Consider the following 26469-nt stretch of genomic DNA (forward strand, 5'->3'; position numbering starts at 1 on the left):
CAAAAAGTTTTTAACGAGCGTTTTTCATGCTCAAGGTTTCAAACTTTGGATTAAAGCTTGATTTCTACGTTTACACCACTTGGAAGATCCAATTTCATCAACGCATCAACTGTTTTTTGAGTTGGGTTAACGATATCGATCAAACGTTTGTGTGTACGCATTTCAAATTGTTCGCGAGAGTCTTTGTATTTGTGAGTCGCACGAATGATTGTGTAGAGGCTACGCTCAGTTGGAAGCGGGATTGGACCCGCAACTTGTGCACCTGTACGAGTAGCTGATTCTACGATTTTTGTAGCCGCTGTGTCAAGCGTACGGTGTTCGTAAGCTTTCAAACGGATACGGATTTTTTTGTTTGCCATCTTTTTCTCCTTTTCGTCTATTTAAGATAATAGGCTAGCTCCACAAGAAAACCGACGCGCGTTGCGTGGCAATGCAACCGAGCGTGTCGCAACCTCTTGCATCAAAGCTAAGGCTGTAATTTACAGCACCATAATAGAATAACACAAAGCCCCTGCGATTGCAAGGGATTTATGAGCTTTTTTTCGTTTTTTTAGGATGAAACTGTTTTCTCTTTTCATCTTTCCAAGATTACGGATTTATATCTATAAAAAACCGTCTTTTCTTCTATATAATGTGTGTCATTTTGACCTTGAATGTATCTTCTGATTGATCTACTAAAATGTCCGCTTTAGACTCGTTTTCTCTATAGTATCGCAGATACTGCTCCCGTCTCATCTGATGGCTAGCTAATACAAAAGATGCATCGCGATTTCTCATAGTCGTATCTCGAGCTAGGCGCCTCTTTAACTCTGTTTCTTCATCCGTGTAGAAACAGATAGTTTTGTCAAAGAGTTCCTTGGGTAGAAAACCCACAGACATCCCTTCAACAATCAGAATCGGCTTAGCTCCAGACAAGACCTCGCTATCCTTCCACGGTTCATCGATTGTTAAGACATCCATACCTGCCTGCAAGGCGAGAATATCTCTCTGCAAACTTGCCAGTTCATGTGCTACAGGCAGACAAGCTGTCACCTTTTGATCTGGCGCTTGCTTTGGTACTACCAGGTGACGTTCTGGGGTGATATAGGGATCTGTTTCTAGTAAATTTACTGTAGTAGAATCTAGGGCTTGATGTAATTCCTGAGCGAAGCTTGACTTGCCTGAAGCCCCATGACCGTAGATCCCTAGCGTCCTAACTCTCCCCGTTTCGATCTCTGAAACCAGTTGTTCTATCAGGTCTTTTTTCTTCATTCTCTCTTCACCTGTTCATAGCTTTCTTTTCCGTCATTAAGCTTGTCCCAAATCACCACTTGCCCACTTTTGAGGGATTTTTGCACATCAATGATACGTTGATTAGAGGAACCTCGAAACTGGAGCATGAGATTGCGCTTGCTTTTATCATACCGTCCATCGACAAGGATGTCAATCAATGATAAGAGTTCCAGTTTATCTGGAGTCTCCAGCATCATTTCTTCCCAAGTGTAGCCCGTCCAAGACCAGATGTCTTTTTCTGGCAATTCCTTTCGGATGCGTTTAACGAGGGGCAAGAGGATACCAGTATTGAGGAACGGCTCTCCTCCCAGTAAGGTCAAGCCTTGAACATAGGGCTGGGCAAGGTCTACCATGATCTGTTCTTCTAACTCTGCTGTATAAGGAATGCCTGCATTGAAAGACCAAGTCGCAACATTATAGCACCCCTCGCAGTGAAACATGCAACCTGATACATAGAGAGAGTTGCGCACACCTTCTCCATCGACAAAGTTAAAGGCCTTGTAATCAATGATTCGCCCTTTGCTAAGTTCCTCACTTTTCCATTCACCTGGTTTTGGTGTATTCCATGTCATCCTTTTACTCCAAATCTATCCAGTAGCGCTGACTTCTATCGATTGTATTTTCGTAAACACCGCCAGCGGAGAGAATCGTGCGGCGGCTGGCTTCGTTGTCTTCATCGCAGGTAATCAGCACTCGTTCCAATCCTTGCTTTCGAGCCTCTGCTAGTCCTAATCTCAACTGCTCCTTCCCATATCCTTTGCCTCGTTGACTGGGACGGATAGAATAGCCAATATGACCGCCTTCCACAAATAATTTGTCATTCAAGGACAAGCGCAGGGCTAAAAATCCCAAAGGCAAGCCAGTCTCATCAAAGGATAAAAATTTGATTGCAGGAACCCAGCATACTGGCAGGTTGGCAGCATCCTCTTGCTGCTCTACAATTTTTAAACAATCCTCATAATCCTTTGCTCGCTTCCAAGCGGAGCCCATGCCACCGTGCATATAGGATTTTGCTGCATCGAACTCCGCAATCATCTCTAATATCGCTTCTTTATCTTCCAAAGTTGGTCGTCTTAGCTCCATGCTTCCTCCTTAATCGACATCAATCCAATAGCGCTCCGTTCCGTTTCGAACATCCTCAAACACCCCACCATTAGCTAAGATAACAGCTCGGCTTGCTGGATTTTTTGTGCTACAAGTCACTAAAGCTCGTTTAATATTCTTTCCCTTAGCAACTTGTAGACCTTGTCGGAGGGATTCTTTCGCATAACCCTTACCTCTTTCAGATGGACGAATGGAGTAGCCAATATGGCCCCCATTTTCTAGTAAGTAGTCATTTAATCGGAGACGAAGGTTGAGAAAGCCAAGAGCCTGGCCTGCTACGTCAAAACTAACCAGCTGGATAGCAGGAACCCAGTTTTCAGGAATATTGAGTCCCGCTTCCGCTTGAAGATTTTCTTCTAACCACTCTTCGTAAACAAAATTCTCCGTATCCCAAAACCCGCCATCGTGGGCTGATTGGCTTTTTTCAAACTCTGCCATCATCTCTAAAACTGTTTCTTTATCTGCTAATCTTGGTCTGCGTAGTTCCATATTCCCCTCCCACCTAAGAGAAAAGTGAGAGCAGACTCTCACTTTTATTTTTTCTTGTTCTTGTTTAAAAACTGTTCTCTGAGGTTGAGCAAGCGTTCTTTTTTACCTGTCCCACCTTTAGAGCGTTTCTCGTGATAACGGGTCACTTGTGCGCGTCCCTTATCGTCTAATTGGTATTTCCCCATTCCGTTTCCTTCTAATTTGTTACTTCATGTCCAGCTGTTTTGATAGTAGAGCCATTCATGTGTTTGACACGCGCAGCGATTTCCTTGTGGCGTCCGTTAACCATCGGACGTGCTTGAGGATTTCCCAGATAACCACACGTACGTTTGACCACATCTACTGTTTTAGGATCGCTATTGCCACAGTTGGGACAAGCAAACCCTCTCTCAGTTGGTTCAAAATCCCCTTCAAAGTCGCACTTGTAGCAACGATCAATCGGAGTATTGGTCCCTAGATAGCCGACACGGTCATAGGCATAGTCCCAAACAGCTTCCAAGGCTTTAGGATTTTGTTGAAGAACTGGATACTCACAATAATGGATGAAACCACCTGACGCACCTGCTTCTGGGTAAACTTTCTCAAAGTCTAATTTTTCAAATGGTGTTGGATTTTTGCGGACATCGTAGTGGAACGAGTTGGTATAGTATTCCTTGTCCGTGATATCAGGAATAGAGCCGAACTTCTCTGTATCCAAGCGACAGAAGCGATCTGTTAGACTTTCAGACGGTGTGGAGTAGATTGAGAAATGGTAACCATATTGGTCAGACCACTCTTCCACACGACGTTTCATATCGCGAATGATATCCAATGTGAATTCCTTGGCTTCAGGATTGCTTTCCCAGCTGTTTCCAAAGAAGACTGTCGCTACCTCGTACAAACCGATGTAGCCCAGCGAAACTGTCGCACGGCGATTCTTAAAGAGTTGGTCAACACTTTCTTCTTTTCCGAGACGGCGACCGAAGGCTCCATACTGATAGAGGATAGGGGCATTCGCTGGTGTTGCTTCCTTGGTACGTTCAACACGGTAAACCAAAGCATCTTCCGCGATATTCATCCGCTCATTGAAGATTTCCCAGAACTTATTCAGATCTCCTTCAGACTCGAGGGCGATACGAGGCAAATTGACCGTAACAACGCCTAGATTCATCCGACCTGAATTGACCTCAACACCATTTTCATCTTTCCAGCCTTGGAGGAAAGAACGGCATCCCATAGGAACCTTGAAGGAGCCTGTCAGCTCGATAATCTTATCATAGGACAAGACATCTGGGTACATCCGCTTGGTTGCACACTCGAGGGCCAACTGTTTGATGTCGTAGTTAGGTGAACCTTCCTCTAAGTTAAGTCCTCTTTTAAGCGTAAAGATGAGTTTAGGGAAGATGGCTGTGCGGTGTTCTGAACCAAGCCCCTTGATACGAATGGTCAAAATAGCTTTTTGAATTTCCCGTTCAAAACGACTAGTTCCTAGACCAAAACCGAGCGAAGTAAAAGGTGTTTGTCCATTTGAAGTGAAGAGGGTGTTGATTTCATACTCAAGAGATTGCATGGCATCATAGATATCTTTTTGAGTTTTCTTCCAAGCGTAATCTTCCCGTTTTTCAGGCAAGACCCATTCTTCCGCATCCTTGAGGTGCTTTTGATAATTCTTCTCCGCATAAGGAGCCAAGACTTCATCGATACGATCAGCTGAACAGCCTCCGTACTGGCTAGAAGCGACATTAGCGATGATTTGGGAAATCTGAGCTGTCGCAGTCTGGATTGACTTGGGACTCTCTACCTCTGCATTTCCAATCTTAAAACCATTTTCCAACATGCCTTTAAAATCAATCAAACAGCAGTTGGTCATAGGAGTGTAGGGGCTGTAGTCCAAGTCATGATAGTGGATATCCCCTTTTTGATGAGCATTGGCTACGTGCTTAGGAAGCATTTGCAGCCCGATCGACTTCCCAACAATCCCTGCTGTCAAATCACGTTGGGTGTTGAAGACATCGCTGTCTTTATTGGCATTTTCATTGACAACTGCTTGATCTTTATTGAGAAGTTTATGGATACTAAAGTTGATATCTGTCGCTTTTGAGCGCTCAAAATCCCTTTGTGTCCGATAAGTGATATACTCCTCAGCCAGCGCATACTCTTTGGCTTCAAGGAGTTCATGTTCTACGACATTTTGAATTTCGTAAATCTTGACACCTTGAGGGAAGCGACTGTGAATTTCAGTGACTATTCTTTCAACTAGACCATTTAGGCGTTTTTCTACTAGAGGCGTAAGGTCCATAACCTTTTCCGCTGCCTTGTGGAGAGCCTTGTCAATCTTGTCTACATCAAACACCACACGTCTACCATCTCGTTTTTCAACGAACAAGGTGGGAACGGTTGCAAGCTTTTCTTCTAATACAATCATATCCATGCTCTTTTCTAAAATGTTGTTCTATGAAGTATTATACCACTCTAAAAATAAAAATCAATATCTTGTGTTAAAAATCCTAAAAATTTTAAAATTCCACAAGATATTGATTTTTTGTTATTTTGATTTATAAAGTTTGAACTCGCTAGTATCTGTCTGAACAAGCTCATAGTTTTCACTGAGCCAGCTCTCTACATCTGACCACAAGGCAACTTTTTGATTGACCACAATCATCTTCGGTTGATTCTCTTTCAGGTCATTCATCAGTTTAGTTTTATTTTCATCGCTTGCAGTATAGAGTGTTGGAGTTGATAGAGAAGTTGGCGCCAAGCGCTCACTGGTACGGTAGAAATCAGGACGATCATCCCAAACATAGACACGATCCTCAGAACTCGTTTGTTGTTTAACCACGCTAGCAAGACGGTCTCTCTCCTGATAAGTCGCTGGGTGCGAAAGGTAGCGACTCACGATAGGAAGAACAATAAGGTAGGCAAGGGCAATCAGTGGTAGATAGAAATTTCCTTTAAGGAAAGAAGTTTGTTTCTCACGTCTTCTTCTACGACGACTCCCTCCCTCCGAAACATCTTCCTTGATTCCTGTCAGAAGGAGCAAGACCAAGAAAGGAATTAGCACCACAAGACGAGTACCGTTGATAGGTTCTTTGGAGAGAATCAAGATTCCCAAAGAAACCAACAATCCCAAGCTAGCAGCAATTGAGAGGGCATATTGCTTGGCTGGTTTTGACTGGAACAAGCCTGTAAAGAGCAAACCAAGGGAACCTAACCCAAGAGTAAGTAAACCATAGAAGGCTGCATTTTCAAGCAAATGCGAGTTTGAAAAGAGGCTAAGAGTATTTACCGGATACAAGGTCTGGCTAATGGCATCCCCAAAACTACCTGTCCACACTGTATAGTAGCCTAAAGGATAGAATAAAAGTGAAAATCCTAGGGCTGACGCAAAGAACTGATATAGGCCATGAACAAAGTGACCTTTGCCTAGATTAAAGCCGATAATCCCTAAGGCCAGTACAGCCGCAAACAAGGCTGTTGGGATTGGCGCAAGAAAGAAAGCGAGAGCAAGGCTCATACCCACTCGTACAAATCCTTTGTCATCCTTTGGAAAAGCGAGATAATTTGTAACGATACTCAATGAATAAAATAGGAAAGGCAGAGCTAGCAAGAGAGCATAGCCACCACCAAAAGCGAGGCCCGCTACAAGCAAGTATAAAATAAAGACAACTCGTTTCGCTTCCTTTTCTTGGCCGACAAGAGTATCCGCAGCCTTAAAAAGAAAAACACCTGCTCCAAACAAAGCCAACCACTCAACCAAAGCAATCAGAATACTGCCTTGAAAAAGGTAGGTTAGCACATAATAGAGCAATCCCTCCGTCCCAAAATAATCTGTATACATTTGACCATTTTGATGCAAGGCCCAACCGGTATAAAGATCCTGACTTTGTTGCGGACTGATTAAACCAAAAATAAAAGGCAGGGCAACCGAAATGGCTGTGGCTACTAAACTCCAAAGCATGATACTAAAAAAGGGAATAGGAGCTCCTTCTCGTTTCTCTGGCACTGACCAGTCTTGGTAATGAGATTCTTCTTGTTTCTCATCTATTTTCCCGTATACGTTCATTCAATTTCTCCTCTAAGTTTATCTGTTTTAGTATATCAAAATCTTACAGGAATGTCAGCTTGGGATTGATATTTGCTGAATTTCTTATCCAATAGCGCAAAGCGTTCGATTTCACGAAAACGATGAAATCGACTATTTCTATACTCTCTGATAAAATCATCATCTTCTAGATTAAGCATGGTTTTCTCCTTTACTTATCTATTCGTAAGAAGACAAAAAAGACCCAGCCTTGGGCTAGATCTTGGTCGATAGTTAGAGCATAGGTGCAAACAACTGGACAATTTCCTTGATGAGGCTTTGATACCAGCTGGTTTTGATAGTGTGGGGATAGATTTCTTGAGAAACTTTAAAAATCTCTTCGAAATCCCTTTCAATATCGATGATGGACTGCGTTCTATAAAGTAAGACGGCATTTTCATAGTGGTGGAGCAAGCTACGATAGTCAAAATTGATGGTCCCCACAGTAGCTGCCTCTCCATCGACAAGCATTTGCTTGCTATGAAGGAATCCCGGACTGTACTCATAAATACGAACCCCAGCTGATAGCAAATCTGGATAGGCTCCCCGAGTAACTAACTGAATAACCTTCTTATCTGGGATACACGGCGTCACAATTCGCACATCTACCCCTCTCAGAGCTGCATTTTTGATACTTTCGGTGAGATCATAGTCCGCAATCAGATAGGGAGTCGTGATGTAGACGTAATCTGTAGCTTGATTGATAAGATTTTGGTAGACCGTTTTTCCAACTTGAGCTCTGTAGATGGGTTTTGGTCCACTACTATAGGGAATACAGAGCCCCATCCCATCTTTGGGCTGATTTTCGAGATGGTATTGGTCAAAATCACTAATCTCTCCACGGTTGATATACCAGGCAGATAAAAAGAGTCTGGTAAAAGCTTTAACTGCCGGTCCATCCAGACGAATACCGCTATCCTTCCAATAACCAAAGCGTTCGATATGGTTGATATACTCATCGGCCAGATTGACACCACCTGTATAGGCAATTTGACCATCAATAATCATGATTTTACGGTGGTCACGGTTGTTATAAGCAACGGTCAAACGTGGAATCACCTTGTTAAATTTGTGGGCTTCAATCCCTCGACCACGAAGCTGGATGGTGTAATCTCCAGGCAAGGTTGCCATACAACCAATATCATCATAGAGAAGCTTCACTTCTACACCTTGAGCGGCCTTTTCTTCCAAAATCTCCAAAATACTATTCCACATCAAACCTTCTTCGATGATATAGTATTCGAGAAAGATAAACTTCTCAGCTTTCTTGAGATCCTCTAGCATCTGCTGCCACATACTTTCACCAGATGCAAAAAATCGTGTATCCGTTCGATCATAGACATCGGCATTCGTGTCCATGCTGAGGAGAGATTTGATAACGCCATAAGCCGACTTGTCTTGCTCTTTTAACTCCAAACGGAGAGCTCTGCTATTGTCCTCTCTATCAACCATTGATTGGAGCTGCTTTAGCTGCTTCAATTCCTTTTTAGATAAACGGCGTTCTCCAAACATGATATAGAGTAAGGGGCCAAACACTGGTACAAAGGCTACTAACAGCCATGTTACCTTACTTTCAGGATTCATAGACCGATTGACAATCGATACAATGGTCGCTAAACTCACTAAAACGACTAGGATAATCCAGACAATTGGAGCCATCTGGCCTAGATAGAGAAATAAACCAAAGACGATAAACAACTCTGCCAACATGATGGTAATACTAAAACCATATTTGGACATGAGTAGCTGCATTTTTCTAGCTGTCATACATCCCCTTTCTTTTCTAACATTCTCCTTAACTGCTTGATAAACTACTGTTTCTACTAGTATACCTCAGTTCAGGGGTAGATGGCAACCTTTTACCTTTTTCTATGCAAACTATTCCAAGAGCTGCAAGATTCTTAAACTACTCCTTCACTATATGACGTGCTATCCCTTTTTATATTTTTAACTAGGGTATTAAGAGGCTTAAAAAGAACTACCAAAATGATAGTTCTTTCCAATATTATTTATATTTTTCAATATCGCACAAATCCTATGACAGTCGCTATTGAAGTTGTAGAAGGTAAAGCTGAAACCTTAATTCCAAACTTCTATTTAGATTTGAGATCCTATTTTGTTAAGACCACTCGGTCAGATGCCTCTCGGTCCATATCATCGATAATCATTTGATTACCATTAACCGCGTAAATTTTGACATCATCACCGATAATGACACGTTGATTTTCTGGCTCAAAGCTGACTTGCTTGATTTCCTTATCTCCATCTGGCTCGACCTCAGTCCATGTACCAGTTTTACCTGTTACAACAAGAGTGATTTGGTCATTCTCATCTTTTCCAGTATAGGTACCATCGATATTCGTAGGTTGAGCTACAGTAGTGTCCTGACTTGAGGATGCCTGTGGTTGACTAGCACTTGTCGCAGCACTAGAAGATGATTCTTGTTGAGTAGATGATTGCTGCGCCGATTGCTGGGTAGGGGCTTGTGCCTTAGGTCCACAAGCTGCTAAAAGACTAAGAATTGCTAGGGAAGCAATAGAAAGTGTGAATGTTTTCGTTTTCATAGCGATTTCCTTTCTTTTTGTGCCAATGTTTTGCTGGAATCGTTTCCAGATATACCTCCTACCTACAGTATAGCAACTTAAACCTATAAGGTCAACTAATCTCATTGCTTCCAACCAAACTCCCTCGGACTTCCGAGATAAAGTAGAGGGATCCCGTCACGAAAAGCAAGTCCTGATCATTGGCCTTATCTTCAAATTCTCTGATAAAGTCCCCATAGGAAGGAATCAAATCGTAACCCGCCACATCCTTTTCATCCAGAGAGCCTTGGTAGTCAAAGCCTGTTACCTTAAGTTCCACCTGAGGCAACTGCTCCGTTAGATAGCCTAACATCCCCTGATAATCCTTGCGTTTAAGTGCTCCAAAAAGGATGCGAACCTGGTAACCTTGCTGGATTTTCCCCTGGATAAACTCTACTAGACGAGTCAAGGCTGGCAGATTGTGAGCCCCATCTAGGTAGATTTTCGGACGAATCCGTTCCAATCGACCTGCCCAGTGGGTTTCTTTCAAGGCCTGTCTGACAAGCTTTTCTTCAACCCCTTCACCTCTTGACACCATAAACAGAAGAAAGCTTTGTAAAGCCAAGGCGGCATTTTCTTGCTGATAAGCACCTTCCAAACTGATGTCAAGCTGGGAAAAGCTTGCTAGGTTGCTTGAGAAATTTCCAGCATTCAAGGTGAAGTCTCGCCCAGCTTGATAAAGTTCAACAGCTAACTCTCTTGCTCTTTTTTGACAGACAAGCTCCGCTTCTGGAGCAAGCTTGGCAATGACTGCCTTCTTGCCAGCCTTAAAAATACCAGCTTTCTGCTCTGCTATTTCCTCCAGACTATCGCCCAAGGTCTCCTGATGATCTAGCCCAATCGAAGTAATAACTGCAATCTCTCCTGTTACGACATTAGTGGTATCAAGCAAACCACCAATTCCCACTTCTAGCAGGACTAGATCCACTCCCTGCTCTTTAAAGTAAAGCAAGGCAATCAAGGTTAACAACTCAAAGAAAGACAATTGATCATGTGTTTCTAAGAGAATTTTCTCCATCTCCTTGACTTGGTTAGCTATACGAACAAAGTCTTCCTCTGCGATTGGTTGCCCATTAATACAGATTCGATCATGGATACTGACGATATGAGGAGAGATAAAAGTACCAACTTTTTTACCATGAGCAACAAACAACTCCCTCATAAAGGCAATAGTTGACCCTTTACCATTAGTCCCTGTTACGTGGATAATAGGATAAGTCTTCTCAGGATTCCCCAGCAAATCCACTGCTCGCTGCATTCGTCCAAGACCAGATCTAAAGTTTAAACCAATCCGACTATGAAGCCACTTTTCTACTTCAAACATACATGCCTCCTTAACAAAAGTCCAATCAACTACCGCATCAAAGTATGATTACAAATAAAAAAACGAGGTCGGGACTAAAATCCCGACCTCTTACCTGGTTAGCTAATCACTAGCTACTATGAATTTCAACGTGGGCTAAAAACGTCCACCGGACATTCCAACTCTTTCTAGTTTCTAGGAGTTGGGGTGATACAGTCTCCCAGACTTACCAGTTCTCTCTTATTTAAAGGAACTGGGGTAAAAACGTCCACCGGACGTTCCTGCGTTTCTAATTTCTGGCGCAGGGCTAAAAACGTTCCCCGAACGTTTTTACTCCTCCATAAAGCTGTTGAAGACTTCTTCAATCATGTTCCATTCGTCTTCTGAGTCTTCTGGGATTGGTTGCAATTCGCCTTCTGTTCCGTCTTCATTTTCGATGAATGAGTAGGCTTGGATTTCAACTTCACCATTTTCATCTTCTTCTGCATTAACTGGCACTAGCAGAACATAGTTTTTACCAAATTCTTCTTTTCCGTCGATGGTCAAAAGAATTTCAAACAAGGTTTCATTTCCTTGCTCGTCTACTAGTGTAATCAATTCACGTTCTTCGTGGTCATGGTTGTGATCGTGTGACATAGTTTCTCCTCTGTCTTAAAATTTTCTATCTAAATAATTTTGCAAAATCAGCTGAGCAGCCAACTTATCAATAACTTTCTTGCGTTTGTTACGGCTGATATCTGCTTGTTCAATCAACATACGTTCCGCAGCGACCGTTGTCAAACGCTCATCCTGATAGTCTACTGGTAAACCAAAAAGTTCTTTTAGCTTGGCACCATAGGCTTGACTGGCTTCTACTCGCGGACCGCTGGTATTGTTCATGTTTTTTGGCAAACCTACTACAAAGCGTTCTACCTTATAGCTGTCAACCAATTCCTTGATACGGTCAAAACCAAACTGGCCCTGATCCTCATTAATCTGGATGATTTCAAGTCCCTGAGCGGTGAAGCCTAGGGGATCGCTAATGGCAACACCCACTGTTTTTGAACCGACGTCCAATCCCATAATTCTCATAGATTATAGATCGACTCCTTGTCCTTTAAGGTAGTAGCGTACCAATTCTTCAACAATTTCATCACGCTCATACTTACGGATTTGATTTCGTGCATTGTTGTAACGAGGAACGTAGGCAGGGTCTCCACTCAATACATAACCGACGATCTGGTTAATCGGATTGTAGCCCTTGTCGTTCAAAGAAGCATAGACGTCTGTCAACGTTTCGCTAATTTCTTTCTTATTGGAATCATCCAATTTAAACCGTACAGTTTCTTCAGTAAATCCCATTCTAACACCCTCTTTCCTTAGAATATTACTATTATAGCATATTTCCTTACGTTCTACAAATAAATCAGTTTGTTTATTTGGATTTTCTTACTGTTCTACCGCCCCATTTGCCACTCTGTCAGCAATATACTGGCTAGGTTCGTTTTTTAAGAGATTTTCAAGACCGATATTTTTTAAATATTCTAGCTGAGTTGCCTTTTTGACATCCAAAACTTGAAAATCATAAGTCGTTGTGGTCTGGATTTCTGTCTCGCTGAGTAGCTTGGTTTCCAGTGTAAATCCTGCCAGTTTGCGTACCTCTTGGATAGTCTCATCCTTTTCTTCTGCTTCTAAAAGCGCTTTTTGCGTTTCCTCTAGGCCATTTTCAGAGATAAAGGTCTTGAGTTCATCCCCGACAGGTCGTTTTTGCTGGATGGTCAAGGTCAAAAATTGATTGCCTTTATAAGTAATCGTTTGAGTCTGTTGCGTCCCATTTTCTGACTTCGGCATCAACAAGGTCTTGGTGACAACCGTATTCTTTTCGGCATTGTCCAAAACGGGAAGATTTGATTGGAGAGGTTCAGATGCTGTTGTAGAAGCAGCAGGGGTTTCCTTTTTTTGCCCACATCCCGCAAGCAAAAAGAGGAGAGCAAAACTAGCAATTAGTAACTTTTTCATAATTCCTCACATGATTTTAAAACAAAAGAGCGAACAAGGCCAGGAGTCACTCCCAGCCTTGATGTTTTATAGAGCTGCACGTAGACGTGCTTCTGCATTTTCTACATTACGAACAGAGCGTGGCAAGAAGGCACGGATATCATCTTCTTTATAGCCGACTTGTAGGCGCTTCTCGTCAACGAGAATCGGACTCTTTAAGATCCGTGGTGTTTCCATGATTAAGTTGAGCACTTCATTGACACTCAAATCCTCGATGTCAACTCCAAGTGCCTTAGCGTAGCGGTTTTTTGACGAAACGATACTGGCAATTCCATTATCTGTTTTCGTGAGAATATCTAATAACTCTTCTCTTGTAATTCCTTCTTTACCGAGATTTTGTTCTTTATAACTTAACTGGTGGGCATTGAGCCAGGTTTTCGCTTTTTTACAGCTAGTACAACTTGAGACTGTATAAATTTTGATCATGTACCTACCCCTTTCGCTACATGTTACTATCAGTTTAGTCTATTATACCATAAAAAACATCCGACTTGCGACCTATTTTTAAAAAAAAATTAACTTTTTTCGCGATTTTCGTACTTTTTTCTTGACAAAATCAATTTATAACCAACTTTTAAATTTTTTGATATACAATCGTTTTACAACTGTAACACTTATCATATAGAGAATGATAATCAAAAGCAAAAAGAGGAAATAAATTGGTTCCAAAGGGGCTAAATGAAGAAGGCTAGCAATTGAAGAGTAGGGAAGGAAGGTCACAAAACTGGCTGCTAGCATGCTTGTTCCAAGAACAAACCATGATGGACGACTTTGTAAGAAAGGAAGTTTTGCTGAACGAAGCATATGAATCACCATGGTTTGGGACCACATGGATTCAATGAACCAACCTGTTTGGAACAAAATGATAAAGCCCGTTGCAGACTCTGCTCCGTGAGCATAAGCTTGACCTGTCGCCATTGGGACAATGACAAAATAGAGCAAGATAAAGGTCAAAATATCAAAGGCAGACGAAATCGGACCCATCCAAATCATAAAACGAGTAATAGACTTGGCTTCCCACTTATGAGGATGCTTCAAAAAGTCTTCATCCACATTATCAAATGGCAAGGCAATGCAAGAAAGATCGTAGACTAGGTTTAAGACAATCAAGTGAATCGGAGCCATTGGCAGGAAAGGTAAAAAGATACCAGACACTAAAAGAGAGAAAATGTTCCCGAAATTAGAGCTGACCGTCATCTTGATATATTTGGTCATATTAGCATAGACTTTGCGTCCTTCAACCAGCCCTTTTTCAAGCACCATCAAATCCTTATCTAGCAAAATGACATCAGCGGTTTCTTTAGCAATATCTACTGCTGTATCAACAGAAATCCCCACATCGGCCACTTTCATAGAAGGGGCATCATTGATCCCATCTCCCATATAGCCGACACAATGTCCATTCGATTTGATTTGTAAAATGATTCGTGCTTTTTGATCCGGAGAGAGTTTGGCAAAGACCGTCACCTTCTCAACTGCTTGGGCCAACTCTTCGTCCGTCATGGCATCAATATCAGAACCCAGCAAGATTTGGTCAACGTCTAGACCAACTTTTTCGCAAACTGCTTGGGTTACCTTTTCATTGTCCCCCGTCAAGATTTTCGTTTGAACGCCGTGTTCTAACAAAGCTTGGATAGCAGGTGCTGCTGATGGTTTTGGTGGATCTAGAAAGGCAAGATATCCTGTTAGAATCATCTCTTTTTCATCTTCAACTGAGTAAGCAAAACCTTCTTTTAGGCCTGTTTTATAGGCGACTCCCAAGACTCGCAAGCCCTGTTGATTAAGTTGATCTACTTCTTTTAAGATTTCCACTCGGATATCATCCGTCAGAGGGCTAATCTGACCTTGATATTCCACACAGGTTGAAATCGCAAGCATTTCCTCTAGAGCACCCTTGGTTACCAAACTAACAATTTCGTTCTTATCCTTGACGATGACACTCATCCGTCTGCGTTCAAAATCAAAGGGCAATTCATCTATTTTTTGGAAGCTAGTATCCAAATTTTGTAGAATAGCGTGTTCTTTAGCTTCTTTTTCAGTTCTACTGATAATGGCACGGTCCATCAGGTTTTTCAATCCCGTTTGAAAATAGGAATTGAGGTAGGCCCGTCTCAACACAGACAAATCCAAATCTCCATGTATATCCAAAGGATATTCAAGGACAATTTCATCTTGGGTAAGGGTTCCTGTTTTATCCGTGCATAGGATATCAATAGCACCCAGGTCTTGTATGGCATTGAGTTTTTTGATGACGACTTTTTCCTTGGCCATGATAATGGAGCCTTTTGCTAGACTGGCCGTGATGATCATGGGAAGCATCTCAGGTGTCAATCCAACACCAACACTCAGTGCAAACACACCTGCTTCCAGCCAGTCGCCATCTGTCAAGCCATTGGAGAGAAAGACGATGGGAACCATGACCAACATCAAACGGATCAAGAGCCAAGAGATGCTGTTCATCTCCCGTTCAAAAGAGGTCGGTTCGTCATAGGTATTGAGGGTCTGCTCGATTTCTCCCATCATGGTATCATCACCGACCGCTAGAATCAAAGCCTTGGCACTTCCTGATATCACGTTGGTTCCCATAAAAGCGAGCGCTTCTGCTTCTAGCAGACTATCGAAGTTTGACTGACTCATTTTTGACAAGGCCAGTTTTTCAACCGAGTCACTTTCACCTGTCAAACCAGACTGTTGGACAAAGAAATCACGTGATTCAATTAAAATGAGGTCTGCTGGAATCATGTCCCCAGCACTTAACTTGACTATATCTCCAACGACCAAATCTTCAATTGCGACCTCTAAACCCTGGCCTTCGCGAATAACTGTGGCTGTATTCACAATCATTTTTGATAGATTGGTCGCAGCCTTGTCACTCCGCAGTTCTTGGACAAAGCGTATGCCACCAGAGATTAGAACGAGAACGACGATGATGATAGAGGTCGTCGGATCTTCTTGTCCAGGCTTCGCCAACCAGACATTGGTCACCATGGAAATCATAGCGATGACCAGCAGGATGATTGTAAATGGATTGATAATAGATTCGTAAATCTTTTTGAGGATACTGTCTTCTTGACCCTTGGTGATGGTGTTTTCGCCATATAGGTCACGATTTTTCTCCACCTGCTCCTCAGTCAAGCCTGTTAGACTTGTCTTATAAAAAGATAGCGTCTCGTTTAAAGGTGTGTGAATAGCTGTTGCTAATCTTTCTTTTGTAGTTTTCATTGGTTTCTCCTATCTGTATGAATGATGTGTTTCATACACAGAGACCAATCACTTTATAAGGGCAGAACGACACAAATCAGCGATTGGCTGTGTATGTGCGGTTCTGGATGATCGTCAATTTGCATCGTTTGTCTCCTTTCCTTGTTCTAAAACAGTAGAAAATCCCACCATAAAATGGCAGGATTAAAAAACTAATTATCTGTTTTTTCGTTCAAGCTTTAACTCCATAGGGCGATGTAATGAGCTTAGTCTTGGCCTTCGCGACCAGGACTGTTGACCAACGAGTAGTGTCTCCACTGCTTTGCGGTAGTCATCCGTATCCCTATGGTAGCCTCACCTACCGTTTTCGTTTATCAGTATAAACCTTTAAAATATAAAAGTCAATGATTTATCTTAATTTTCTTAAATAACAATTAATTCCTTCGGTGCTAGAGTCAACAATTCGCAACCGTTATCTGTAATTAAGATATCATCTTCAATACGAACGCCGTATTTTCCTTCAATGTAAATACCCGGTTCATCAGTCAAGACCATACCAGATTTAATGACTTCTTTGGAAGTTTGGCTAAAGTAAGGTTCTTCGTGGATATCCAGTCCGATACCATGTCCAATACCGTGAGTAAAGTAGTCACCATAGCCTGCCTCGATGATAATATCGCGAGGGATTTTGTCAAAGTCGCGGAAACCTAAGCCATCCTTAGCTTGATCAATCAGAGCTTGGTTGGCTTTCAGGACAGTATTGTAAATTTCTGCCTGCTCGTCACTGACATGACCGAGGTAGATGGTCCGTGTCATATCACTGACATAGTGGTCGTAGAGACAGCCGAAGTCCATGGTGATGGCTTCTCCTGCTTCAACCGGTTTGTGCATTGGATGAGCATGGGGCTTAGAAGAGTTGATGCCACTTGCTAAAATGGTATCAAAAGACAAGCCTGCCGCTCCTAGCTCACGCATGCGGAAATCAAGGAAGTTAGCAATCTCAATTTCAGTTTTTCCTGGTTTGATAAAGTCAAGTGCATCGCGGAAAGCTTGGTCTGAGATAGAACAAGCCTTACGAATAGTCGCAATCTCCGCCTCATCCTTAATCATACGAAGTGCTTCTACAAACTGAGTCTGTGGAAGCAAGTCGGTCCCTGCAAAAGCTGCCTGCATACGGTGATAATAAGAGACCGAAATCTCGTCCTCAAAACCGATACTAGACAAGCCCATATCCTTAACAATGCCTGCAATAACAGCCAACTCATCGCGGTCAGCCACAATCTCAAAACCTGTCACTTCTTGCTTAGCTGCAATGATATAGCGAGAGTCTGTCACCAAAACCTGACGGTCACGGCTGATGAAGACTGTTCCGTTTGAACCCCAAAAACCAGTCAAATAGTAGACATTTTTAAGGTTATTGATGATGATACCATCCAGTTCTTTTTCTTGCATTTTAGCTAGAAATGCTTGTACACGTTTATTCATGATGTAACTTTCCTTTCAAATAGTGTCCTGTGTAGCTCGCTTCATTGGCCGCTACTTCTTCTGGAGTTCCTGTTGCAATGATGGTTCCGCCACCGACACCGCCCTCAGGTCCCAAGTCGATGATATGGTCTGCAGTCTTGATAACATCCAGATTGTGCTCGATGACGAGGACAGTATTGCCATCGTCGACAAAGCGAGCCAAGACTTTAAGCAAGCGAGCGATGTCCTCAGTATGAAGTCCTGTCGTCGGCTCATCCAGGATGTAGAAGGACTTACCTGTCGAGCGCTTGTGGAGTTCACTAGCTAACTTCATACGCTGGGCTTCTCCACCTGAAAGGGTGGTAGCTGGTTGTCCTAACGTTACATAGCCTAGCCCTACATCCTTGATGGTCTGGAGTTTACGTTGAATTTTCGGAATATGTTGGAAGAATTCCACCGCATCGTTGACGGTCATGTCCAAGACCTGCGAGATATTCTTTTCCTTATAGTGGACTTCTAGAGTTTCACTGTTGTAGCGGGTTCCGTGGCAGACTTCACAGGCAACATAAACATCTGGTAAGAAGTGCATCTCGATCTTGATAATCCCGTCACCTGAGCAGGCTTCGCAACGACCACCCTTGACATTAAAACTGAAACGGCCCTTCTTGTAGCCTCGAATCTTAGCTTCATTTGTCTGGGCAAAGAGGTCTCGTATATCGTCAAAAACTCCCGTATAGGTAGCTGGGTTGGACCTCGGCGTTCGTCCAATGGGGCTCTGGTCAATATCAATCAAACGGTCTACATGCTCAATCCCTGTGATGGTCTTGAATTTACCAGGCTTGTCTGAATTGCGGTTGAGCTTCTGGGCAATAGCTTTTTTGAGGATGCTGTTGATTAAGGTCGATTTCCCTGAACCTGACACACCTGTCACCGCAATGAATTTTCCTAATGGGAAGCGAGCAGTGATATTTTGCAAGTTGTTCTCACGCGCTCCCGTCACTTCGATAAAGCGACCATTTCCGGCACGGCGCTCTGCTGGCACTGGAATGGCTCGTTTTCCTGATAAGTACTGGCCTGTGATAGACTTGCTGTTGCGAGCCACCTGCTTGGGCGTTCCTGCAGCAACAATCTCTCCACCAAAAACACCAGCACCCGGACCAACGTCAATCAGATAATCCGCCTCTCGCATAGTATCTTCGTCATGTTCCACCACGATGAGAGTATTGCCCAAGTCACGCATCTTTTTCAGACTGGCAATCAGGCGGTCATTATCCCTCTGGTGAAGACCAATCGACGGCTCATCCAGGATATAGAGGACACCTGATAGGTTGGAACCAATCTGGGTTGCCAAGCGAATTCGCTGACTCTCACCACCTGAAAGGGTTCCTGCCGAGCGTGACAGAGTCAAATAGTTGAGTCCCACGTTATTGAGGAAGGTCAAGCGATCCTTGATTTCCTTGAGAATAGGACGGGCAATGATGGCTTCATTTTCAGACAGGGTCAGCTGGCTCACTAATTCCAAATGGTCTGCGATAGACAGGTCCGAAATTTCTCCGATATGTGGTCCTTGCTCCCCACCCACACGGACAGACAAGGCCTGGTCATTGAGACGATAGCCGTGACAAGTTCCGCAGGTTAGCTCATTCATGTAGAGGCGCATCTGGGTGCGGGTGTAGTCACTGTTAGTCTCATGGTAACGACGTTTGATATTACCAATTACTCCTTCAAAAGGAATGTCAATATCGCGCACACCGCCAAATTCATTTTCATAGTGGAAATGGAATTCCTTGCCATCAGACCCGTAAAGAATCAAGTTCTTATCTTCTTCTGACAAGTCTTCAAAAGGCTTATCCATATCTACTCCAAAGGCTGTCATGGCCTGCTCTAGCATGTTTGGATAGTAGTTGGATGAGATAGGATTCCAAGGTGCCAAGGCTCCCTCACGCAAAGTTTTGCTGGTATCAGGAACCACCAAGTCAACATCCACCTCCAGCTTGATGCCCAAACCATCACACTCACTACAAGAACCAAAAGGAGCATTAAAGGAGAAGAGACGAGGCTCTAACTCTGGTACTGTAAAACCACAAACTGGACAGGCATAATGCTCAGAAAAGAGCAACTCAGAATCGTCCATAGTGTCGATAATGACATAACCTTCTGCGATACGAAGGGCAGCCTCAATGGAATCAAAGAGACGGCTACGAATGCCCTCCTTGATGACAATACGGTCGACCACGACATCGATATTGTGTTGCTTGCTCTTCGACAACTCTGGCACTTCGGTCACATCATAAACTTCCCCATCCACACGGACGCGGACATAACCGTCTTTCTGAATCTTTTCAATGACGCTCTTGTGTTGCCCTTTTTTCTTACGAATGACAGGAGCTAAGATTTGCAGACGTTGGCGTTCTGGCAATTCCAAAACCTTATCCACAATTTGCTCCACAGAAGAAGCCTTGATAGCCCCATGCCCGTTGATACAGTAAGGCGTCCCCACACGTGCGTAGAGGAGACGCAAATAATCATTGATTTCAGTCGTCGTTCCAACGGTCGAACGAGGGTTTTTGCTGGTGGTTTTCTGGTCGATGGAAATAGCTGGGCTGAGACCATCAATAGCATCCACATCTGGTTTTTCCATATTGCCCAAAAACTGGCGAGCGTAGGCTGACAAACTTTCCACATAACGACGTTGGCCCTCAGCATAGAGGGTATCAAAGGCCAGACTGGATTTCCCAGAACCTGACAAACCAGTCACAACAACCAGCTTGTCTCTTGGAATCTCCACATCAATATTTTTTAAGTTATGGGCACGCGCCCCATGAATCACAATTTTATCTTGCATCTTTGTTCTTTCTAGTCCATTATTGCTTTCCATTATACCAAAAAATGTGAAATTCTATTACCCAAAAAGCTGTTTTTATAGTATAATAGTACGGTGCAAAAAATGAATCACTGAATAGTAGGAAAGGATAGGGGATATGAAACAAGTTTTTCTCTCAACAACAACTGAATTTAAAGAGATCGACACGCTTGAACCGGGTACTTGGATCAACCTCGTCAATCCTACACAAAATGAATCACTGGAAATCGCTAACGCCTTCGACATTGACATTGCCGACCTTCGAGCACCGCTCGATGCGGAAGAAATGTCCCGTATTACCATCGAAGACGAGTATACTTTGATCATCGTGGACGTTCCCATCACAGAGGAAAGAAACAATCGTACCTACTACGTTACGATTCCGCTGGGGATTATCATCACCGAGGAAACCATTATCACCACCTGCTTGGAATCCCTCCCCGTTCTCGATGTCTTTATCAACCGTAGACTGCGCAACTTTTACACCTTCATGCGTTCACGCTTTATCTTCCAGATTCTCTACCGCAACGCCGAACTTTACCTTACGGCCCTTCGTTCGATCGACCGTAAGAGTGAACAAATCGAAAGTCAACTTCACAAGTCTACTCGAAACGAAGAGCTGATCGAGCTCATGGAATTGGAAAAGACCATCGTCTATTTCAAGGCCTCACTTAAGACGAACGAGCGCGTGATTAAGAAATTGACCAGCGCAACTAGCAATATCAAGAAATACCTAGAAGACGAAGACCTACTCGAAGACACTCTGATTGAAACCCAACAGGCCATTGAGATGGCAGATATCTATGGAAACGTCCTTCACTCTATGACAGAGACCTTTGCCTCTATCATTTCCAATAACCAGAACAACATCATGAAAACCCTGGCTCTCGTGACCATCGTTATGTCTGTCCCAACCATGATCTTCTCAGCCTACGGGATGAACTTCAAGGATAATGAAATCCCTCTAAATGGCGAGCCACACGCCTTCTGGTTAATCGTCTTTATCGCCTTTGCTATGAGTGTTTCGCTCACTCTCTATCTCATCCATAAAAAATGGTTCTAAGAGGAATCCCTATGTCTCAGATTGATTTACAAAAATTAACTAAGAAAAACCAAGAGTTTATCCACATCGCTACCCAACAATTTATCAAAGATGGTAAAACAGACGCTGAAATCAAGGCTATCTTTGAGGAAGTCATTCCTAAAATCCTTGAAGAGCAAGCCAAAGGAACGACTGCACGTTCCCTCTACGGGGCTCCAACCCACTGGGCTCATAGCTTCACTGTCAAAGAGCAATACGAAAAAGAGCATCCTAAGGAAAATGATGATCCAAAACTCATGATTATGGACTCAGCCCTTTTTATCACCAGTCTCTTTGCATTGGTTAGCGCTCTGACTACCTTCTTCTCTACAGATCAAGCTATTGGCTATGGGTTGATTACCCTCTTGTTGGTTGGACTTGTAGGAGGACTTGCCTTCTACTTGATGTACTACTTTGTCTACCAGTATTATGGTCCAGATACAGACCGTAGCCAGCGCCCTCCTTTCTGGAAATCAATCCTCGTCATCCTCGCTGCTATGCTTCTCTGGTTGGCTGTCTTCTTCGCAACAAGCTTCCTACCAGCAGCTCTCAATCCAATCCTTGCTCCACTGCCTTTGGCTGTCCTAGGAGCGGCCCTTCTCGCCCTTCGCTTCTATCTCAAGAAACGCTTCAATATCCGAAGCGCAAGTGCAGGCCCATCACGTTATTAAGAAAAGTGAAAAACTATGGCATATAGTCAATCTTTAGCTCAGCAGATTCGAAAAATTCTAGCACTCAAACTTCCTCCCCAAATTTTCGAAGAAGAGCTAGAAGAAAAGAAACTGTTTGGTGGCCTTGCCTTTATGATTCGTGGGAAAATGGTCCTTACAGTTAGTTCCAGAAAGGACGAACTGGTTATGGTGAGAATTGGCAAAGAAATAGAAAAGCAAGTTCTACCCCGAACAGGAGCTCATACTACATTGATGAGAGGGCGACCTTATCATGGCTATATAGACCTAGATATAGAAGGTCAAAAAGAACTTCCTTACTGGATTGATTTAGCTCTCTCCTATAATCAAGAGTTGACCAAGTAACTCATATCTAGTGAGATTAGAAAAACGAAAAGCAACTGCACAGGCGGTTGCTTTTTCACTTGCTTTCTTGAGATTCAATAGCACTTCTGAGTCTCATTCTTGTAGTTTTCTCTCATCTTTTGTGATAGAATAGGCTCATACTCAATGAAAATCAAAGAGCAAACTAGGAAGCTAGCCGCAGGTTGCTCAAAGCACTGCTTTGAGGTTGTAGATAGAACTGACGAGGTCAGTAACATATATACGGCAAGGATAAGCTGACGTGGTTTGAATTTGATTTTCGAAGAGTATCAATCTATTTCTAGGAGGATGAGATATGGTTTCTACTATTGGTATCGTTAGTTTGTCTAGCGGTGTTATTGGAGAGGACTTTGTCAAACACGAAGTCGATTTGGGTCTCCAACGTCTCAAGGATTTGGGACTCAATCCTGTCTTTTTGCCCCATTCGCTAAAAGGGTTAGACTTTATCAAGGACCATTCGGAGGCACGTGCAGAGGATTTGATGCAGGCCTTTTCGGACGATAGCATCGACATGATCATCTGCGCCATCGGTGGGGATGATACCTATCGCTTGCTACCTTATCTTTTTGAAAATGACCAGCTTCAAAAGGTTATCAAACCAAAGATTTTTCTTGGCTTCTCGGATACCACTATGAACCACCTTATGTTGCACAAACTAGGGGTCAAGACTTTTTATGGGCAATCCTTTCTAGCAGACATTTGTGAATTAGACAAGGAGATGTTGCCCTATAGCTTTCACTACTTTAAAGAATTGATCAAGACAGGAAGAATCTCAGAAATCCGCCCTAGCGACGTTTGGTATGAGGAACGGACTGATTTTAGTCCCAAGGCTCTGGGAACAGCTCGTGTCAGTCATGCAAATACTGGTTTTGACTTGTTGCAAGGAAGTGCTCAGTTTGAGGGAGAAATTCTCGGCGGTTGTCTTGAATCTCTTTATGATATCTTTGACAACTCTCGATACGCAGACAGCACGGAGCTCTGCCAAAAGTACAAACTCTTCCCTGACTTATCCGACTGGGAAGGAAAGATTCTCTTGCTAGAAACAAGCGAAGAAAAACCTGAGCCGGAAAACTTCAAAAAGATGGTGCAAACTTTGAAAGAAACTGGGGTATTTGAGGTCATCAGTGGACTCTTGGTCGGAAAGCCAATGGATGAAACCTTCTATGACGACTATAAGGAAGCACTATTGGATATCATTGATAACAATATCCCGATTGTCTATAATCTGAATGTCGGTCACGCAACTCCAAGAGCCATTGTGCCCTTTGGCGTTCACGCCTATGTGGATGCACAGGAGCAAGTCATTCGCTTTGACTATAACAAAAAGAGCTGAGATAATTTTCTCAGCTTTTTCTCTTGTATAACTACTAAAACGTCACATACTACTGATAACTAAACTAATCAAGGGAAGGCTATTGCCTAACATATGAACAACTAGAGGATAATAAATATTCTCTTTTTCTTTCACATAGATGATAGAAAAGGCAATGCCTCCACCTAGATAACCGACTGCACTGACCCACTCTGATAAAGCCAAACTATGCATATGTGCCAAGGCAAAGACAAGTCCTACCAGAATAATGCTTAGTAAACCTGGCAACCGTTTTTGAAAGTGATGCAATAAAAGCTGACGGAAAAAGAGTTCTTCCACAAAAGGTCCTATGATACAGGCGAAAACTGCTATCAGTATTGGTTGTTCTTGAAAGGTACTTTGAATATTCGACTGGTTTAGACCTTGTCCGACTAGCCCAAAAAACTGCTTCAACATCTCTGATACAAATTCAAAGACAAAAGTCATCAGAAAGAGAAAGAGCCATCCTGTTAAGACGCCAAAGAAGAATTTCCTTTTAGTCTTTCTAATCTCATTCCATTGTTTGATCAATCTATCCTTAAACAAGAAAGAGCCATATAGAGCTAGTACTACATAAACTAGATAATTTGCAATAGCAGATGGCATCAAGAAAGCCAGCAATTTAACTCCATCAAATACAAAGAGAACTGTATAGAGAATCGCAAAAATCAGAATTCCCTTATTTTTGTTAGACATCATTTAATTCCCCTTCCATTCACAATCATTCTCGTGGTCGTCAATCAAACCTGCTGCTTGTAGAAAAGCTAAAACGGCAACTGGGCCTGTGAACTTGAAACCTTGTTTTTTTAGATCTTTAGCTAATTTTTCAGACAAGGCTGTTTTAGCAGGTGCTAGGTGATAGTCAGGAACATCATTCACGATCGTTTTCCCCTTAACAAAGGACCAGAGATAAGCATCAAAAGAGCCAAAGGTTTTCTGGATTTGTAAAAATGCTTGGGCGTTGGCACGCGTCGCAAAGAGCTTGGCACGATTTCGGATGATGGCTGGATTCTCTAACAAGGCTTCCAACTCCCCATCTGTCATTTCCGCGACCGCTTGAATTTGATAGCCATGAAATGCTTCTCGGAATCCTTGGCGTTTGTTGAGCACGGTTTCCCAAGAAAGACCAGCCTGATAGGTTTCCATGCAAAGCAACTCAAAAAGTGCTTGGTCATCATGGAGGGGTTGGCCCCACTCTTCATCATGATAGGCCACATATAATGGGTTGTTCATTTTAACCCAACCACAGCGTTTTGTCATAAAAATCTCCTATTTGACCAACATCTTAAGGGCCGACTTGATATAGTTCTCAGCTGTATCTGTTGTTCCTTCAAAGAATTTCTTGATTTTCTTGAGCTCAGTCGCCTTGTAGCCCAGTGCCAACATGGCTTCCATGGCTTCTTCCAGTTCTTGGTTTTCAGCACAGGCTTGTACTGCGACTTTGGCAGGAAGGTCATCACTAGCCACAACTACCTTGCCTTCCAAGTCCAGCACCATCTGCTGGGCCGTTTTCTTACCGATTTTAGGGAACTTAGTCAAGTAGGTGATGTTCTTAGTTTCAATCGCCTGAACCAAGCCAGCATTGTCATCGGCAGCAATAATAGCAAGAGCTGACACAGGACCAATCCCAGAAACCGAAATCAGACTAAGAAAGAGCTTCTTCTCATCTTCTGAGCGAAAGCCGTAAAGCAGATGGGCATCCTCACGGACAACTTGGTGCACATAAATCTGAGTTTCTTGATTAACCTGACCTGAGTAAGCATAAGGATTGGCTACATGCAAGATATAGCCGACACCATTGGCCTCAAGAACGATATATTTAGCAGTGATTTTGGAAATGATTCCTTTTAGATATTCGTACATAGTTTTTTCTCCATTATTTTGCCTATCTAGTATACCATATTTCCCCAAGACAGATGGCAACAAAAGGTGCAACCTCTGGTTGACAAATAGTACAGGAGATTGTATTCTCATTATAAGTAAAAATTGTTAGGATAGAAGTAGAAAAAGGAAGATAGAATCATGAAACTCGCAGAAAAACTATTTGAACTCAGAAAGAAAAAAGGTTGGTCCCAGGAAAAGCTAGCAGAACAAATCAATGTTTCTCGGCAAAGCATCTCAAAATGGGAGTCTGGACAGGTCCTTCCTGAAATCGAAAAAATCATTGAATTAAGCAAGATTTTCCAAGTGACAACTGACTATCTACTTCTGGATGAAAACTCTGAAAAAGGTTCCACAGCAGTGACCTTGGAAGAAGACAAGGACAAATACTATAAAGAGGTTAAATCCTTTGGTCTCTGGCAAGTGATTTATATTTTCGTCTTGGCTCTGGCTATCTATCTCTTTTTAGCCGGTTCTAGTTTCCCAGCCGAATTCACTGCTTGGATTTGGCTAACCTTTGTTCTATTAATCGCTTCTGCAATTGCTATCAACAAGGCTCTCAAAACCAAGCAACGTTATCTTGATAAGGTAATTGCTCTTAAGAATCCTTCTGACAAAGATGACTCTACAAAACCTTGAATCACCTAATTGAGTTTTCGCAATATTTTTTTAGAACTGGTCTTGTCAAGCAAGTGTAAACTTCGTGTCAAGCTGCCCATGTCCAATCAA

General features: G+C 42.8%; 28 protein-coding genes and 1 riboswitch. Of the genes, 5 read left to right on the forward strand and 23 right to left on the reverse strand.

Annotation, left to right across the window (positions count from 1 at the left end):
- Positions 1–50: 50 nt before the first annotated feature.
- The 20 genes from rpsJ to uvrA form a co-directional block, all read right to left on the reverse strand.
- Positions 51–359 carry a 30S ribosomal protein S10 gene (rpsJ, locus tag TZ92_RS00815; RefSeq protein ID WP_033630409.1) on the reverse strand — a complete coding sequence of 103 codons (309 nt, stop codon included), beginning with the start codon at positions 357–359 and terminating at the stop codon, positions 51–53.
- Between the two features lie 265 nt (positions 360–624).
- A complete protein-coding gene (locus TZ92_RS00820; protein ID WP_033630410.1) occupies positions 625–1251 on the reverse strand; it encodes a uridine kinase family protein in 627 nt (208 codons plus the stop codon).
- Positions 1248–1844 carry an anaerobic ribonucleoside-triphosphate reductase activating protein gene (gene nrdG, locus TZ92_RS00825; protein ID WP_000220161.1) on the reverse strand — a complete coding sequence of 199 codons (597 nt, stop codon included), beginning with the start codon at positions 1842–1844 and terminating at the stop codon, positions 1248–1250. The genes TZ92_RS00820 and nrdG overlap by 4 nt, the downstream gene beginning before the upstream one ends.
- A gap of 4 nt (positions 1845–1848) precedes the next feature.
- Complete coding sequence (locus tag TZ92_RS00830) at positions 1849–2355, reverse strand: GNAT family N-acetyltransferase (RefSeq protein WP_033630411.1); 507 nt, start codon at positions 2353–2355, stop codon at positions 1849–1851.
- 9 nt (positions 2356–2364) lie between these two features.
- Positions 2365–2865: a GNAT family N-acetyltransferase gene (locus TZ92_RS00835; RefSeq protein ID WP_033630412.1), complete on the reverse strand. Its 501-nt coding sequence runs from the start codon at positions 2863–2865 to the stop codon at positions 2365–2367.
- A gap of 44 nt (positions 2866–2909) precedes the next feature.
- Entirely contained in the window at positions 2910–3050 is a 141-nt protein-coding gene (locus TZ92_RS00840; RefSeq protein WP_033630413.1) for a hypothetical protein, read from the reverse strand.
- An 11-nt stretch (positions 3051–3061) separates the two neighbouring features.
- Positions 3062–5269, reverse strand: a complete 2208-nt coding sequence (nrdD, locus tag TZ92_RS00845; RefSeq protein ID WP_033630567.1) for an anaerobic ribonucleoside-triphosphate reductase — start codon at positions 5267–5269, stop codon at positions 3062–3064.
- Positions 5270–5389: 120 nt separating this feature from the next.
- The gene (locus TZ92_RS00850) at positions 5390–6907 is read right to left on the reverse strand and encodes a hypothetical protein (RefSeq protein WP_033630414.1); all 1518 of its coding nucleotides are present in this window, start codon (positions 6905–6907) and stop codon (positions 5390–5392) included.
- Between the two features lie 35 nt (positions 6908–6942).
- On the reverse strand, positions 6943–7086 hold the full coding sequence (locus tag TZ92_RS10040) for a hypothetical protein (RefSeq protein ID WP_000933184.1): 144 nt from the start codon (positions 7084–7086) through the stop codon (positions 6943–6945).
- A 73-nt stretch (positions 7087–7159) separates the two neighbouring features.
- The gene (cls, locus tag TZ92_RS00855; protein WP_033630415.1) at positions 7160–8692 is read right to left on the reverse strand and encodes a cardiolipin synthase; all 1533 of its coding nucleotides are present in this window, start codon (positions 8690–8692) and stop codon (positions 7160–7162) included.
- A 344-nt stretch (positions 8693–9036) separates the two neighbouring features.
- A complete protein-coding gene (locus TZ92_RS00860; protein WP_033630416.1) occupies positions 9037–9489 on the reverse strand; it encodes an SP_0198 family lipoprotein in 453 nt (150 codons plus the stop codon).
- A 91-nt stretch (positions 9490–9580) separates the two neighbouring features.
- The gene (locus TZ92_RS00865) at positions 9581–10831 is read right to left on the reverse strand and encodes a bifunctional folylpolyglutamate synthase/dihydrofolate synthase (RefSeq protein ID WP_033630417.1); all 1251 of its coding nucleotides are present in this window, start codon (positions 10829–10831) and stop codon (positions 9581–9583) included.
- A 309-nt stretch (positions 10832–11140) separates the two neighbouring features.
- Positions 11141–11446, reverse strand: a complete 306-nt coding sequence (locus tag TZ92_RS00870; protein ID WP_000017624.1) for a DUF1292 domain-containing protein — start codon at positions 11444–11446, stop codon at positions 11141–11143.
- Positions 11447–11461: 15 nt separating this feature from the next.
- Positions 11462–11881 carry a Holliday junction resolvase RuvX gene (gene ruvX, locus TZ92_RS00875; RefSeq protein WP_009729674.1) on the reverse strand — a complete coding sequence of 140 codons (420 nt, stop codon included), beginning with the start codon at positions 11879–11881 and terminating at the stop codon, positions 11462–11464.
- 3 nt (positions 11882–11884) lie between these two features.
- Complete coding sequence (locus TZ92_RS00880; RefSeq protein WP_000507059.1) at positions 11885–12151, reverse strand: IreB family regulatory phosphoprotein; 267 nt, start codon at positions 12149–12151, stop codon at positions 11885–11887.
- An 87-nt stretch (positions 12152–12238) separates the two neighbouring features.
- A complete protein-coding gene (locus TZ92_RS00885) occupies positions 12239–12808 on the reverse strand; it encodes an SP0191 family lipoprotein (RefSeq protein ID WP_033630419.1) in 570 nt (189 codons plus the stop codon).
- A 66-nt stretch (positions 12809–12874) separates the two neighbouring features.
- Positions 12875–13273, reverse strand: a complete 399-nt coding sequence (gene spx, locus TZ92_RS00890) for a transcriptional regulator Spx (protein WP_000591165.1) — start codon at positions 13271–13273, stop codon at positions 12875–12877.
- Between the two features lie 135 nt (positions 13274–13408).
- Positions 13409–16069 (reverse strand): magnesium-translocating P-type ATPase, encoded by a 2661-nt coding sequence (mgtA, locus tag TZ92_RS00895; protein ID WP_033630420.1) that lies wholly within the window; start codon positions 16067–16069, stop codon positions 13409–13411.
- Between the two features lie 195 nt (positions 16070–16264).
- Positions 16265–16416: riboswitch (M-box (ykoK) riboswitch) on the reverse strand.
- Positions 16417–16471: 55 nt separating this feature from the next.
- Positions 16472–17533, reverse strand: coding sequence for a M24 family metallopeptidase (locus TZ92_RS00900; RefSeq protein WP_033630421.1), 1062 nt, complete (start codon positions 17531–17533; stop codon positions 16472–16474).
- The gene (gene uvrA / locus TZ92_RS00905; RefSeq protein ID WP_033630424.1) at positions 17526–20357 is read right to left on the reverse strand and encodes an excinuclease ABC subunit UvrA; all 2832 of its coding nucleotides are present in this window, start codon (positions 20355–20357) and stop codon (positions 17526–17528) included. Before uvrA ends, TZ92_RS00900 begins: the two co-directional genes overlap by 8 nt.
- Positions 20358–20493: 136 nt before the next feature.
- Between uvrA and TZ92_RS00910 the strand changes: the two genes are divergently transcribed.
- The 4 genes from TZ92_RS00910 (at position 20494) to TZ92_RS00930 (ending at position 23841) form a co-directional block, all read left to right on the forward strand.
- Positions 20494–21438: a magnesium transporter CorA family protein gene (locus TZ92_RS00910; protein WP_000815620.1), complete on the forward strand. Its 945-nt coding sequence runs from the start codon at positions 20494–20496 to the stop codon at positions 21436–21438.
- An 11-nt stretch (positions 21439–21449) separates the two neighbouring features.
- Positions 21450–22127 carry a DUF1129 domain-containing protein gene (locus TZ92_RS00915; RefSeq protein WP_033630426.1) on the forward strand — a complete coding sequence of 226 codons (678 nt, stop codon included), beginning with the start codon at positions 21450–21452 and terminating at the stop codon, positions 22125–22127.
- A 15-nt stretch (positions 22128–22142) separates the two neighbouring features.
- The gene (locus TZ92_RS00920) at positions 22143–22490 is read left to right on the forward strand and encodes a TfoX/Sxy family protein (protein WP_000331822.1); all 348 of its coding nucleotides are present in this window, start codon (positions 22143–22145) and stop codon (positions 22488–22490) included.
- 313 nt (positions 22491–22803) lie between these two features.
- Positions 22804–23841 carry a S66 family peptidase gene (locus TZ92_RS00930; RefSeq protein WP_033630429.1) on the forward strand — a complete coding sequence of 346 codons (1038 nt, stop codon included), beginning with the start codon at positions 22804–22806 and terminating at the stop codon, positions 23839–23841.
- Between the two features lie 42 nt (positions 23842–23883).
- Here the strand turns inward: TZ92_RS00930 and TZ92_RS00935 are convergent, their stop codons facing one another.
- Genes TZ92_RS00935 through ruvA form a run of 3 tightly spaced genes read right to left on the reverse strand, consistent with a single transcriptional unit; the run spans position 23884 to position 25722 of the window.
- The gene (locus tag TZ92_RS00935; protein ID WP_033630430.1) at positions 23884–24558 is read right to left on the reverse strand and encodes a CPBP family intramembrane glutamic endopeptidase; all 675 of its coding nucleotides are present in this window, start codon (positions 24556–24558) and stop codon (positions 23884–23886) included.
- Complete coding sequence (locus tag TZ92_RS00940; protein WP_033630431.1) at positions 24559–25119, reverse strand: DNA-3-methyladenine glycosylase I; 561 nt, start codon at positions 25117–25119, stop codon at positions 24559–24561.
- Positions 25120–25128: 9 nt separating this feature from the next.
- On the reverse strand, positions 25129–25722 hold the full coding sequence (ruvA, locus tag TZ92_RS00945; RefSeq protein WP_033630432.1) for a Holliday junction branch migration protein RuvA: 594 nt from the start codon (positions 25720–25722) through the stop codon (positions 25129–25131).
- Between the two features lie 159 nt (positions 25723–25881).
- Between ruvA and TZ92_RS00950 the strand changes: the two genes are divergently transcribed.
- Entirely contained in the window at positions 25882–26379 is a 498-nt protein-coding gene (locus tag TZ92_RS00950; protein ID WP_033630433.1) for a helix-turn-helix domain-containing protein, read from the forward strand.
- Positions 26380–26469 lie beyond the last annotated feature (90 nt).

Source organism: Streptococcus oralis subsp. oralis (assembly GCF_000960035.1).
GTDB lineage: Bacteria > Bacillota > Bacilli > Lactobacillales > Streptococcaceae > Streptococcus > Streptococcus oralis_G.